A 14,632-nucleotide genomic window follows, 5' to 3' on the forward strand; every position below is an offset into this window, starting at 1 on the left:
CAGGTCCCCGTACGGCTCAGGAGAGCCCGAGGTCCTGGTCGATGAGGTCGAACAGCTCCTGGTTGCTGGCCGCCCGCAGCCGGTCGGCCACCTCGGCGGTCTCCTCCCGGCGTTCCTCCGCGACGCCGAGCCGTTCGAGCAGGCTGTGCAGGCGCATCGTGATCCGCACCCGGCCGATGTCGTCCGGGTCGCGCAGCGCGAGGACGCTCTCCAACTGGTCCAGCTCCGCGAGGGTGGGCAGCGCCTCCACCGACGCCTCGTCGAGCAGTTCGGCCCGAAGGTGCTCGGCCAGCGCCTGCGGGGTCGGGTGGTCGAACACCACCGAGCTGGGCAGGCTCAGCCCGGTCGAGCGGGCCAGCCGGCCCCGCAGCTCCACGGCGGTGAGCGAGTCGAAGCCGAGGTCCCGGAAGGGCCGCCCGGCCTCCACCGCGTACGGGGTGTCGTGGCCGATGACCTCGCCCGCGGCGGTGCGGATGAGGTCGACCAGCAGCCGTACCTGTTCGGCCTGCGACAGCTCGCCGAGCCGCTTGCGCAGTTCGCCGGCGACCTGGTCGCCCTCCTCGGCGGTGGCACGCGCCGCCGCGGCCTGCGCGGCCACCTCGGCGATCTCGCTGATCAGCGGCCGGGGCCGGGCGGAGGCGAACACCGGCGCGAAGCGGTCCCAGTCGATGTCGGCGACGGTGAGGGCGGTGTCGTCGCCGTCGAGGCCGGCGCGCAGGGCGGCCATCGCCGGTTCCCGGTCGAGCAGGGACACCCCGCGCCGGCTCATGGCCGCGGCGTGCGCGTCGGTCACCATGCCGCCGCCGGCCCAGGGGCCCCAGTTCACCGAGAGGTGCCGGGCCCGCCCGGCAGGCCGGGACTGCGCCCAGGCGTCCAGGAAGGCGTTGCCGGCGGCGTACGCGCCGTGGTCGCCGACGCCCCAGACGGCCGCGATGGAGGAGAAGTGCACGACCAGGTCGAGCGGCTCCGGGTCGAGGAGCTCGCCGAGGTGCCGGGCGCCGGCGATCTTGCCGGAGACGACGTCGGCGAGTTCCGCCTCGGTCACGGCGGCGACCGGGTTGAGCCGGCCCACCCCGGCGGCGTGCACCACCGCGTGCACGGTCTCGCCGTCGGCGCGCAGGGAGCGCACGAGGTCCGCGACGGCGTCCCGGTCGGCCAGGTCGCAGGCCAGCACCCGGGCCTCGGCGCCGAGGGCGGCCAGTTCCGCCACCGCCTCGTCGGCCCCGGGGGCGGCCGCGCCGCGCCGGCTGACCAGCAGCAGTCGCCGCGCGCCGTGCCGGACGAACCAGCCTGCGGCGTACCGGCCGACGGCGCCGGTGCCGCCGGTGACCAGGACGGTGTCCGGTGCCTGCCAGCCGGCCGGTGCCTCGGCGCGGGGCGCGCGCTCCAGCCGCCGCAGGTACGTCCCGGAGTCGCGCACCGCGAGCTGGTCCTCGTCGCCGGCGGCGGTGAGGGCCGCCAGGACTCCCTCGGCGGCGGCGGTGTCCAGGGTGGCGGGCAGGTCCAGCAGGCCACCCCAGTGCCGGGGGTGTTCCAGCGCGGTCACCAGGCCGAGGCCCCACGTGGTGGCCTGGGCGGGGCGGGCGACGGGGTCGTCGGCGCCGGTGGCGACTGCCTGCCGGGTGAGCAGCCACAACGGTGCCGGGGGCAGGGCGTCCGTGACCGCCTGCACGAGGGCGAGGTTCGCGGTCAGGCCCAGCGGCACGGCCGGGCGCTCGGGGTGCGCCCGCTCGTCGAGGGCGAGCAGCGACACGATCCGGGCGGGCGCCGCGGCGGCGAGCTGCCCGGCGAGCGCGTTCCGGTCGATCGTCGCCGGATCGACGACGATCTGCCGCACGTCACCGCCCCGGGCGGTGAGCAGTTCGGCGAGCCGGTCGGCGACCGGCTGGCCGGTGCCGCTGTGCACAAGGGTCCAGGTGCCCTCGACGGCGCCCGCCGCGAGGGCCCGCGGACGCCAGGTGATCCGGTAGCGCCAGCCGCCGGCGAGGGTGTCCTCCCGCTGCCGGCGCCGCCACCGGTCCAGGTCCGGCAGCAGCTTCCGCAGCGGCCGGTCCGCGTCGAGTCCGAGCCGGCTGGAGAGTTCGTCGCCGTCGCCCGATGCCACGGCCCGCCAGAACGCCGAGTCGACGTCGTCGGGGGTGGTGGCGGGGGTGGGCCCCGGCACCGCGTCGAGGGTCGGCCAGAACCGCTGGTGGGCGAACGCGTACGTGGGCAGGTCCACGTGGCCGCCACCGGGAAGCAGCGCCGGGAAGCGTACGGGCATGCCGTGGCAGTACAGCTCGGCCACCGCGCCGAGCAGGGTGGTCACCTCGTCCTGGCCGGGCCGCTGCACACCGGTCACGACGATCGGGGCGTCCACCGGCAGCGCGTCGGCGGTCAGTGCGGTCAGCACGGTGTCCGGCCCGACCTCCAGGAACCGCGTCACCCCGTGGGCGTGCAGGTGGGTGACGGTGTCGGCGAAGCGGACCGCCTCCCGGACGTGGCGCACCCAGTAGCCGGGGGTGCAGAGCTGCTCGGCGTCGACGACCGCGCCGGTCAGGTTCGACACCAGCGACACCGTCGGCGGGGCGTACGACAGGGTCGCCGCGACGGCCGCGAACTCGGCGAGCATCGGCTCCATCAACGGGCTGTGGAAGGCGTGGCTGACCCGCAGCCGCTTGGTGCGTACGCCGAGGTCGGCGAAGTGGGCGGCCAACCCGGCCAGCGCCTCGTCGGCGCCGGCGACGACGACGGCGGCCGGCCCGTTCACGGCGGCGACGGCCGCCTGTCCCGGCGTGCCGTCCAGCGCCCGCAGCACGTCAACCTCGGGCGCGGCGACGGCCAGCATCCCGCCGCCGGCGGGCAGGGCCTGCATCAGCCGGCCCCGGTTGCCGACGAGCGCGCAGGCGTCGGGCAGGTCGAGCACCCCGGCGACGTGGGCCGCGCTGATCTCCCCGACGGAGTGCCCGGCCACGAAGTCGGGCCGGATCCCCCAGTGTTCGAGCAGCCGGAACAGCGCCACCTCGACGGCGAAGAGCCCGGCCTGGGTGAAGACCGTCTGGTCGAGCAGGTCGGCCTCGGCGGTGCCGGGCTCGGCGAACAGCACCGTGCGCAGCGGCCGCGGCAGGTACGCGTCCAGGTGCTGGCACGCCTCGTCGACGGCCGCCGCGAAGACGGGGAACGTCTCGTACAGGCGGCGGCCCATGCCGGCGTGCTGGGCGCCCTGGCCGGAGAAGAGCATCGCCAGCGCCCCGCCGGGCTCGGCGACGCCCCGGGTGAGCCCGGGGTGCTCCTGCCCGGCGGCGAGGGCCCGCAGGCCGCCGAGGGCGGCGTCGGCGTCCTCGGCGAGCAGCACCGCGCGGTGCCGCAGCGGGGACCGTCCGGTCGCCAGTGCCCGGGCCACGTCGGCGGCGGACGCGGCGGTCTGCGGCAGCCAGTCGGCCAGCCGGGCCGCCTGGGCCCGCAGGCTGTCGGCGGTGTCGGCCGAGACGACCCAGGGCAGCACCGGCGGCCCGGCGGCGGGGCGGGGCGTGCCGGTGTCGGCCGGCGGCGCGGCCGGCGCCTGTTCGAGGATGACGTGCACGTTGGTGCCGCTGACGCCGAACGACGACACGGCGGCCCGGCGAGGCCGCTCCACGTCCGGCCACGGCTGCGCCTCGGTCAGCAGCGCGACGGCGCCCGCCGACCAGTCCACGTGCGGCGACGGCTCGTCCACGTGCAGGGTGGGCGGCAGCAGGTCGTGCTGGAGCGCCAGCACCATCTTGATCACGCCGGAGACCCCGGCGGCGGCCTGGGTGTGGCCGATGTTCGACTTGACCGAGCCGAGCAGCAGCGGCCGGTCGGCGGGCCGGTCCTGCCCGTACGTGGCCAGGAGCGCCTGCGCCTCGATCGGGTCGCCGAGCCGGGTGCCGGTGCCGTGCCCGTCGACGGCGTCCACGTCGGCGGCGGTCAGCCGCGCGTTGGCCAGCGCCTGGTTGATCACCCGCTCCTGGGCGGGCCCGTTGGGCGCGGTCAGGCCGTTGCTGGCGCCGTCCTGGTTCATCGCCGAGCCGCGGACGACGGCAAGGATCCGCCGGCCGTCGCGCTGGGCGTCGGAGAGCCGCTGCAACATCACCAGGCCGACGCCCTCGCCCCAGCCGGTGCCGTCGGCGGCCCCGGCGAACGACTTGCACCGGCCGTCGAGGGCGAGCCCACGCTGCCGGGCGAACTCGAGGAACGGGCCGGGGGTGGCCATCACCGTCACGCCGCCGGCGACCGCGACGTCGCACTCGCCCTGCCGCAGGGACTGGCAGGCCAGGTGCAGCGCCACCAGCGACGACGAGCAGGCGGTGTCGACGCTGACGGCCGGGCCCTGCAACCCGAAGTGGTACGCCAGCCGACCGCTGATGACGGCGGCGACGTTGCCGGTGGCCTGGTAGCCCTCGGTCTCGACCCGGGCGGCCATCAGCAGCGTCGCGTAGTCCTGGCCGTTGGTGCCGACGAAGACGCCGGTGTTGGTCTCCCGCATGTCGGCCGGCGCGGTGCCGGCCCGCTCGAACAACTCCCAGGCGCTCTCCAGCAGCACCCGCTGCTGCGGGTCCATCACCATCGCCTCGCGCGGGGAGATGCCGAACAGGGCCGCGTCGAAGCCGGCGGCGTCGGTGAGGAAGCCGCCCTCCCGCACGTACGAGGTGCCGGGCCGGTCGGGGTCGGGGTCGTAGATGGCCGCCAGGTCCCAGCCCCGGTCGGCCGGGAACTCCGCGATGCCGTCGCGCCCCTCGGCGACGAGTCGCCACAGGTCCTCGGGGCCGGCGACGCCGCCGGGGTAGCGGCAGCTCATCGAGACGATGGCGATCGGCTCGTCCAGCGCGGTGGCGGCCCGGGTGGGAACCGCCGCCGGGCTGTCGTCGCCCGCGAGCCTGCCCGCCAGGTGCTCGGCGAGGGCGTCGGGCGTCGGGCGGTCGAACACCAGGGTCGCCGGCAGGTTCAGCCCCACCGCCTCGGCGAGCCGGTTGCGCATCTCGACGGCGCTGAGCGAGTCGAAGCCGATCTCCCGGAACGACCGGTCCGCAGCGAGCGCCTGCGGCGAGGCCAGCCGCAGCACCGCCGCCGCGTGGACCCGTACGAGGTCGAGCAGGACCCGGCGCCGCTCCGGTTCGGCGAGGCCGGCCAGCCGGCCGCGCAGCGGCGAGGCCGTGTCGGACGGGTCGGCGTCGCGCTGCCCGGCGGCGAGCAGCCGCGCCACCTCGGGGACGTCGGCGATCAGCGGCCGGGGGCGGGCCAGCGTGTAGGTCTGGAGGAACCGGTCCCAGGCGATGTCCGCCACGGTGAGCGTGGTGTCGCCGTCGTCGAGCGCCCCGGCCAGCACGGAGACCGCGAGGTCGGGGCGCATGGCCCGGACGCCCGAGCGGAACATCTGGTCGGCGGCGCCCTCGGCGTCGACCATGCCGCCGCCGTCCCAGGCGCCCCAGGCGATGGCGGTGGCGGCCCGGCCGCGCCGTCGCCGGTCCTCGGCGAGCGCGTCGAGGAAGGCGTTGGCGGCGGCGTAGCCGCCCTGGTGCCCGCCGCCCCAGACGCCCGCGCCGGAGGAGAAGAGCACGAACGCCGACAGATCGTCGCCGCACGCCTCGTCCAGGTTCACCGCGCCGGCCACCTTGGCCCGCAGGGCGTCGGCGAGGTCGGCCACGTCGGTGGCCGCGACCGGCGCGGCGTGGGCCACGCCCGCGGTGTGGAACACGGCCCCGACGCGGGTGCCCTGCCCGGCCAGCCGCTCGACGAGGGCCCGTACGGCGGCGGGGTCCGCGACGTCGCAGGCGGCCACGGTGACGGTGGCACCGGCGGCGCGCAGTTCGTCGGCCAGCGCGTCGGCGCCGGGCGTGGCGGGCCCCTGGCGGCCGGTCAGCACCAGCTCGCCGACGCCCTCGCGGGCCAGCCAGCGCGCGACCTGGGCCCCGATCGACCCGAGGCCGCCGGTGACCAGGACGGCGCCGCTGGCGGGACGCCAGTCCCCGGTCGCCGTCCGGTCGGCGCGGGCCCGGACCAGCCGCCGGGCGAACACCCCGGAGGGGCGCAGCGCCAGCTGGTCCTCGGCGTCGACGCCGGCCAGCACCGCCACGAGCCGGGCCCGGTCCCGGGGGTCCAGCTTCGTGGGCAGGTCGACGAGGCCACCCCAGCGGTCCGGGTGCTCCAGGGCGACCACCCGGCCGAGCCCCCAGAGCATCGCCTGCCGGGGGCGGTCGAGCTGGTCGGCCCGGCCGGTCGAGACCGCACCGGCGGTGGCGCACCACAGCGGCGCTGTGATTCCGGCGTCGCCGAGGGCCTGGACCAGTGCGTACGTGGCGGCGAGGCCCGCCGGGACGACCGGGTGGGCCGGGTGCGGCGCGTCGTCCAGGCCGAGCAGCGAGAGCACGCCGGCGACGGGCCCACCGGTACGCGCGAGCCGGTCGGCAAGCGCCTGCCGGTCCGGCTCCGTCGCGTCGATCCGGACGACCTCGGCCCCGCCCTCGCCCAGCACCCGGGCGACGCCGTCGACCAGGGGGTGCTCGACGCCGGCGGCCGGCACGACCAGCAGCCAGGTGCCGGCGAGGGTGGCCTCCGCGACGGTCAGCGGCTTCCAGGTCACCCGGTAGCGCCACAAGTCGACGGTGGACTCTTCGCGGCGGCGCCGACGCCACGAGGAGAGCAGCGGCAGCGCGGGGTCGAGGGAGCGGGCCGTGGCCTCGTCGATGCGCATCGCGGCGGCCAGCGCCTGTGCGTCGGCGCGTTCCACGGCCTCCCAGAATTTCCGGTCCGCCTCGTCGGCGACGGCGAGGGCGGGGGCGGTCGCTGACGTCGGCTGCGGCCAGTAGCGCTGGCGCTGGAAGGCGTACGTGGGCAGCGCGACCGGCGGGCCGGTGGGGGCGCCCAGGATCGCCGTCCAGTCGACCGGCACGCCGTGCACGTGCAGCCCGGCGAGGACCGTCAGCATGCGCTGCCAGCCACCGGCCAGGGTGTCCTCGGCGGCCACCACGACGGCGTCGTCGGCCCGCGCGCTCTCGCGGATCCCGGCGGCGAGCACGGACGCGGGAGCGGCCTCGAGGAAGACCCGGTGGCCCTCGTCGAGCAGGACGCGTAAGGCGTCGGCGTCGGCGTCGGCGTCGGCGTCGGCGTCGGCGGACAGTTCCCGGTACCACCGGGCGGCGTCGAGGCCGTCGGTGTCGACCCGTCCGCCGGTCACGGCCGAGTACAGCGGCACCTCGGCCGCCCCGAGGGTGGTCCCGGCCAGCGCGTCCGGGTCGGCGCCGGCCCGGCTGCCGAGGGCGATCGTCCTCGCCGCGTCCTCCGGCGACAGCGCGCCGGCCACGCAGGCGGCCGCGAGCGCCCCGTGGGCGTGCCCGAGCACGGCGGCGGGCCGTACGCCGAGCGAGCGCCACCAGCGTCCCAGCGAGACGGCCACGGCCCACCGGACGGCCGGCGCCACCCCGGGGTCGGCCGGGGTCGGGGCGCCGTCCGCGCCGCGCAGCACGGCGGCGAGCGACCAGTCCACGTGGGGGGCGAGGGCCGCCTCGCAGGCGGCGATCACGGCGGCGAACTCCGGTGCCCGGTCCAGCAGCTCGACCGTCGCGGCGGGCCACGGGTCGCCGTGGCCGGGGAAGACGAGGATCGGGTCGCCGCCGCGCAGCGCGGTGCCGGTGACCGTGGCGGGGGTGGCCTCGCCGAGGTGGAACGACTCCAAGGCGCGCGTCAGGCCGACTGTGTCGCGGCCGAGGACGACGGCGCGGTGCGCGAACGCGGTCCGGGTGGTGACCAGGGCGTGTGCGACGTCGGCCGGCGCCAGCTCCGGGTGTGCCGCGAGGTGCGCGCCCAGCCGGGCCGCCTGGTCGCGCAGCGCCGGAGCGTCCGCGGCGGAGAGCACCAGGGGTACGAGTCCGGGGCGCGGCCGGTCGGCGGGCCGCGCGTCGATCGTCTCGGCGGGTGGCTGCTCGATGATCACATGCGCGTTCGTGCCGGAGATCCCGAACGACGACACCGCCGCCCGACGCGGACGGTCCACCCGCGGCCACGGGGTCGCCTCCGTAGCCAGGGCCACCGCCCCGGCCGACCAATCCACATGCGGCGACGCCTCGTCCACATGCAACGTCGCCGGCACCAGACCGTGCCGCATCGCCATGACCATCTTGATCACACCAGCCACACCCGCAGCCGCCTGCGTGTGCCCGATGTTCGACTTCACCGACCCCAACAGCAACGGCCGATCCTGCGGACGCTCCTGCCCGTACGTCGCCAGCAGAGCCTGCGCCTCGATCGGGTCACCGAGGGTCGTGCCCGTGCCGTGTGCCTCCACGGCGTCCACGTCCGCCGGAGTCAGGCGCGCGTTCGCGAGGGCCTGCCGGATCACGCGCTGCTGCGACGGACCGTTCGGCGCGGTCAGGCCGTTGGACGCACCGTCCTGGTTCACAGCCGTACCCCGCAGGACGGCGTGGATGCGCCGGCCTTCCCGCTGGGCGTCGGAGAGCCGCTGCACGAGCAGGACACCCACGCCCTCGCTCCAGCCGGTGCCGTCGGCCGAGGCGGCGAACGACTTGCACCGGCCGTCCTGCGACAACCCCCGCTGCCGGGAGAACTCGATGAACGTCCCCGGCGTCGCCATCACCGTCACGCCGCCAGCCAGGGCGAGGTCACATTCACCCGACCGCAACGCCTGCGCGGCGAGGTGCAGCGCGACGAGGCTGGACGAGCAGGCCGTGTCGACGGTGACCGCCGGGCCTTCGAGGCCGAACGTGTACGCCACCCGCCCGGACAGCACGCTGCCCGAGTTGCCGGTGCCGACGTAGCCCTCGACCTCGCCGGCCAGCTCCATGAGCTGCGACGCGTAGTCGTGGTACATGACGCCGGCGAAGACACCGGTCCGGCTGCCCCGCAACCGCTGCGGATCGAGACCGGCGGACTCGAACGTCTCCCACGACGCCTCCAGCAACAACCGCTGCTGCGGGTCCATCGCCAGGGCTTCACGCGGCGAGATGCCGAAGAACGCCGGGTCGAACGCACCCGCGTCATACAGGAAGCCGCCGTGCCGGGTGTACGACGTCCCGGGGTGGTCCGGGTCGGGGTCGAACAGGCTCTCCAGGTCCCAGCCACGGTCGGTGGGGAACTCCTCGATCCCCTCCCCGCCGGCGGCCAGCAGCGCCCACAACTGGTCGGGCGTCTCGACGCCGCCCGGGTAGCGGCAGGCCATGCCGACGATGGCGAGCGGCTCGTCGGCGCGGGTGGTGGTCCGCGCGCCCGGCGCGGCGGGACCGCCGGCGGCGCCGGCGAGTTCGGCGTGCACGTGGACGGCGAGCGCCTGCGGCGTAGGGTAGTCGAACACCAGCGTCGAGGGCAGCCGCAGGCCGGTGGCCGCGTTCACACGGTTGCGCAGGTCGACGGCGGTCAGCGAGTCGAAGCCCAGCTCGCGGAACGCCCGGTCGGCAGGCACGGCTTCCGCCCCGCCGTGCCCGAGCACCTGCGCGACGAGGCCGCGTACCAGCACGTCGACCTGGGCGCGCGCCTCATCGGCGGTCAGGCCACCGATACGGGTCGCCCAGGTGGTGCCCTGTCCCGCCTGGCGCCGGATCGTGGTCGTACCGATCAGGTTGCGGAGCATCGGCGGCACCGGGCCGGCGCCGACGGCGGCCCGGAGGGCGGACAGGTCGATCACGGCGGGCACCAGGGCGGGGCGGTCTGCGGTGAGCGCCGCGTCGAACAGGCGCAACCCGGTCTCGGCGCTCATCGCCGTGAGGCCGCCCCGCGCCGATCGCGCCCGGTCGGCGTCGTCGAGGGACGCGGCCATGCCGGCGGTGTCCCACATGCCCCAGGCGAGGCTGACGGCAGGCAACCCGAGCTGCCGCCGGTAGACCGCCAGGGCGTCGAGGAACGCGTTACCCGCCGCGTACGCCGACTGACCCGGCGAACCCAGCACACCCGCAACCGACGAGAACACCACGAACAGATCCAGACCCAGACCCGCCGTCGCCTCGTGCAGGAACCAACCCGCCGACACCTTCGGCGCCAGCACCGCACGAAGCCGCTCGGCGGTCAGCCCCTCGACTACGCCGTCGTCCAGGACACCGGCGGTGTGCACCACACCCGCCAGCCGGCCTCCAGCGGAAACCTCCGCCACCAGGGCGGACGCCTGATCCCAGTCCGTCACGTCGCAGGCGACCACCCGCACCGACGCACCCAGCGCGGTCAGCCGCTCCGACAACTCACCGGCACCCGCAGCCGCCGGGCCACGACGCGACACCAGCACCAGCGACCGCACGCCGTACGCCGACACCAGATGCTCCGCGACCAACGCCCCGAGCGCACCCGTACCGCCGGTCACCAGCACCGCACCGTCACCCACGACCGGCGTCTCCACCGACGCCGGGGCGACCGCGCGCACCAGACGCGGTACGAACACCTCGCCCGCACGCACCGCGACCTGACCACCGAACGCCACCGGCTCGTCGGCCACGGAAGTCAGCACATCCAGCAGCCCGGCGTCCACATCACCGTCGACGTCCGCCAGGACGATGCGACCCGGGTGCTCCGACTGCGCCGAGCGCAGCAGACCCCAGACCGCCGCTGCGGCCAGGTCGGTGACCCGGTCTCCGTCCCCGACCGACACCGCACCCCGGGTCACCACGACCAACCGCGACTCCGCCAGCGCGTCGGCCGCCAGCCAGGACCGCACCGTCGCCAGCACCTGCGACGTCGCCGCCCGCACCGACTCGGGGCCGTTGTCGACGGCGGCGGCGGGCATCTCACCGGGGGCCGAAGCAGGTTCCGTCCCGACGTGAAGGGCCCGGCGCAGGCCACCCGCCGGCACCAGCAACAGACGCGGCGCCACACCCGACGCCACGGCGACCGCCTCGACGTCGGCGTACACCGGCAGCTCAGCGACGGCCGGCAGGTCGGTGGCGGCGGCGGGCGAGCCCAGCAGCGCCCACCCGGAGGCGTCCCCGGCTGGGGCGACCTCCTGGGCCTGCCAGGTGAGTTCGAACAGCGATCGGGCCGACGCGTCCGGGGACGACGACACCCCGGTCAGCTCGCGCAGGGCGAGGGTGTCGACCGAGACCACGGCCGCGCCCGACTCGTCGCACGCGACCAGGCGCACCGCCGAACCCGCGCGCGTGAGCCGCACCCGCAGCACCCGCGCACCCGAGGCATACACCTGCACACCCTCGAACGCGAACGGCACCCGAGGCCCACCCGAGCCCTCCAAGCCGGACAGCAACCCGATCGGATGCAGCGCGGCGTCCAGCAGCGCCGGGTGCACGCCGAACCCCGCGGCGTCACCGGCCACCTCGTCCGGCAACGCCACCTCGGCGTACACGTCCTCGCCGACGGTCCACACCCGGCGCAGCCCCCGGAACACCGGCCCGTACGACAGGCCGTGCTCCGCCAGGGTCGGGTACCAGCCCGCCACGTCCACCTCGACGCCGTCGACCGGCGGCCACTCCCCCACGCCCGGCTCGTCGGCCGACGCCGGCTCCAGCACACCCTCCGCGTGCCGGACCCACTCCGGGTCGGCGGCCTCCTCGGGCTGCGAGTGCACGGTCACCGATCGCACGCCGGTCTCGTCGGCCGCGCCGACGCGCACCTGCACCCGCACCGCACCCGCCTGCGGCAGCACCAGCGGCGCGGCCACGGTCAACTCCCGCACCCGCGACGCGCCCACCTCGTCGCCCGCCCGCACCGCCAACTCCACCAGGGCGGCGCCCGGCACGATCACCGCGCCGGAGACGACGTGGTCGGCGAGCCACGCGTGCGTCGACGTCGAGAGGCGGCCGGTCAGGACCACCATGTCCGCGCCGGCCACGGAGACGGCCGCGGCGAGCAGCGGATGCCCGGCCACGCCGAGGCCCGCCCCGGACACGTCCGTCCAGCGGCCCGCCGGCTCCAGCCAGTAGCGCTGGTGCTGGAAGGCGTACGTCGGCAGGTCCAGGTGCCGGCCGCCGGCCCGGCCGAGCAGGTCCGCCCAGCCGACGGTCACGCCGTGCACGTGCAGCGCTGCGAGGGCTTCCAGGAGGGCCTGCGGCTCGGGGCGGTCGTGGCGCGACGCGGACACCAGCAGGGGCGCCGGTTCGTCGTCCGAGCGCTCGGCGAGGCAGTTCTGCGCCATGGCGGTCAGGACGCCGTTCGGTCCGACCTCGAGGTAGGTGTCGACGTCCCCGGCGCGCAGGCAGTCGACGGCGTCGGCGAAGCGCACCGTGCCGCGTACGTGGCGCACCCAGTAGCCCGGGTCGCAGAGCTGGTCGGCGTCGGCGACGCGGCCGGTCAGGTTCGACACCACCGGGATCGTCGGCGGCCGGAACGTCAGCCCCTCGGCGACGGCCGCGAACTCGGCCAGCATCGGGTCCATCCGCGCGCTGTGGAAGGCGTGGCTGACCCGCAGGCGGCGGGTCTGCACGCCCCGCTCGGACCACACCCGCTGCACCTCGTCGAGGGCCTCGGCGTCGCCCGCCACCACCACGGCGGCGGGGCCGTTCACGGCGGCCACGTCCAGCCGGCCGGTCATCCCCGCCAGGGAGGCGGCCACCGCGGCCTCGTCGGCTGCCACGGCGAGCATGCCGCCGCCCGCCGGCAGGGCCTGCATCAGCCGACCCCGCGCCGCGACCAGCGCGCACGCGTCGGCCAGGGAAAGCACGCTCGCCACATGCGCCGCCGCGATCTCACCGATGGAGTGCCCGGCCACCAGGTCCGGCGCGACACCGAACGACTCGACCAGGCGGAACAGGGCCACCTCGACGGCGAACAGCCCCGCCTGGGTGAACACCGTCTGGTCCAGCAGCTCCGCCTCGGGCGTGCCCGCCCCGGCGAAGAGCACCTCGCGCAGCGGGCGCGGCAGCAGCGGGTCGAGGTGAGCACACACCTCGTCCAAGGCGGCGGCGAAGACCGGGAAGGCCGCGTACAGCTCACGACCCATACCGGCGCGCTGCGCGCCCTGACCGGAGAAGAGGAAGGCCACCCGGCCGCGCGGCGCCGACGCGCCGGTGGTGACGGTGCCGGCCGGCTCGCCTGCGGCGAGGGCCCGCAGCCCGGCGAGCAGGTCGTCCGCGTCGCCGGCCAGGACGACCGCGCGGTGCTCCAGTCCCGCGCGGCTGACCGAGGAGGCCGCGACGTCCACCGGGCGCGGGGAGTCGGCGCGGGCGAGGTGGTCGGCCCAACGGCCGGCCTGCCCGGCGAGCGCCTCGGGCGTACGGGCGGAGAGGAACACCGGGGCGAGCGGAAGCGCCACCGGCGCGTCGGCGGCGGACGGGGCCTCCTCCGTGGACGGGGCGTCGTCGACGGGCGCCTCCTCCAGGATGACGTGCGCGTTCGTACCGCTGATGCCGAAGGACGACACGGCGGCCCGGCGCGGCCGGTCGGTGGCCGACCACGTGCGTGCCTCGGTCAGCAGCGAGACCTGCCCGGCGGACCAGTCGATGTGCGGGGAGGGCTCGTCGACGTGCAGGGTGGCGGGCATGGTGCGGTGCCGGATCGCCTCGATCATCTTGATCAGGCCGGCGGCACCGGCGGCAGCCTGAGTGTGGCCCAGGTTCGACTTGACCGAGCCCAGCCAGAGCGGCCCGCCTTCGCCCCGGTCCTGCCCGTACGTGGCCAGCAGTGCCTGTGCCTCGATGGGGTCGCCGAGGGTGGTGCCGGTGCCGTGCGCCTCGACCACGTCGATGTCGGCCGGCGAGAGCCGGGCGTTGGCGAGAGCCTGCCGGATGACCCGCTCCTGTGACGGTCCGTTGGGCGCGGTGAGCCCGCTGCTGGCGCCGTCCTGGTTGACGGCGCTGCCCCGGACCACGGCGAGGATCCGGCGGCCGTCGCGGCGGGCGTCGGAGAGCCGTTGCAGGAGCAGCACGCCGACGCCCTCGGACCAGCCGGTGCCGTCGGCGGCGGCGGCGAAGGACTTGCAGCGGCCGTCCGAGGCCAGGCCCCGCTGGCGGGAGAAGTCGGCGAACGTGCCGGGGGTGGACATCACGGTGACGCCGCCGGCGAGGGCGAAGTCGCAGTCCCGCTGGCGCAGCGACTGCGTGGCGAGGTGCACGGCGACCAGCGACGACGAGCACGCCGTGTCCACAGTGACGGCTGGGCCCTCCAGCCCGAATGTGTACGCCACCCGCCCGGACACCACGCTGCCGGAGTTGCCGGTGCCGATGTAGCCCTCGACGCCGTCGGGCAGGTCCAGCACCCGCGACGCGTAGTCGTGGTACATGACCCCGGCGAAGACGCCGGTCCGGCTGCCGCGCAGCGCCTGCGGGTCGATGCCGGCGTGCTCGAACGCCTCCCAGGAGGTCTCCAGCAGCAACCGCTGGTGGGGGTCCATCGCCAGGGCCTCGCGGGGGCTGATGCCGAAGAAGCCCGGGTCGAACTGCGGCGCGTCGTAGAGGAAGCCACCCTGGCTGCTGGTCGACGTGCCCGGGTTGTCCGGGTCGACGTCGAAGAGCCGCTCCAGGTCCCAGCCCCGGTCGGCCGGGAAGTCGCCCACCCCGTCGCCGCCCCGGTCGACGAGGTCCCACAGCTCCGCCGGGCTGGACACGCCGCCCGGGAACCGACACGCCATGCCGATGACTGCCATCGGCTCGCGGTCCTTGGCCTCCACCTCGCGTACCCGCCGACGCGCGTCGCGCAGGTCGGCAGTCGCACGCCGGAGGTAGTCGAGGAACTCTGCCTCAGTGGGCAT

General features: G+C 76.2%; 1 protein-coding gene. It reads right to left on the reverse strand.

All coding sequences use genetic code 11. From position 1 onward, the window contains the following. Window positions 1–16 precede the first annotated feature (16 nt). Window positions 17–14,632 carry a type I polyketide synthase gene (locus ML5_RS29310; protein WP_013477275.1) on the reverse strand — a complete coding sequence of 4,872 codons (14,616 nt, stop codon included), beginning with the start codon at window positions 14,630–14,632 and terminating at the stop codon, window positions 17–19.

The organism is Micromonospora sp. L5 (genome assembly GCF_000177655.2).
Taxonomy (GTDB): domain Bacteria; phylum Actinomycetota; class Actinomycetes; order Mycobacteriales; family Micromonosporaceae; genus Micromonospora; species Micromonospora aurantiaca.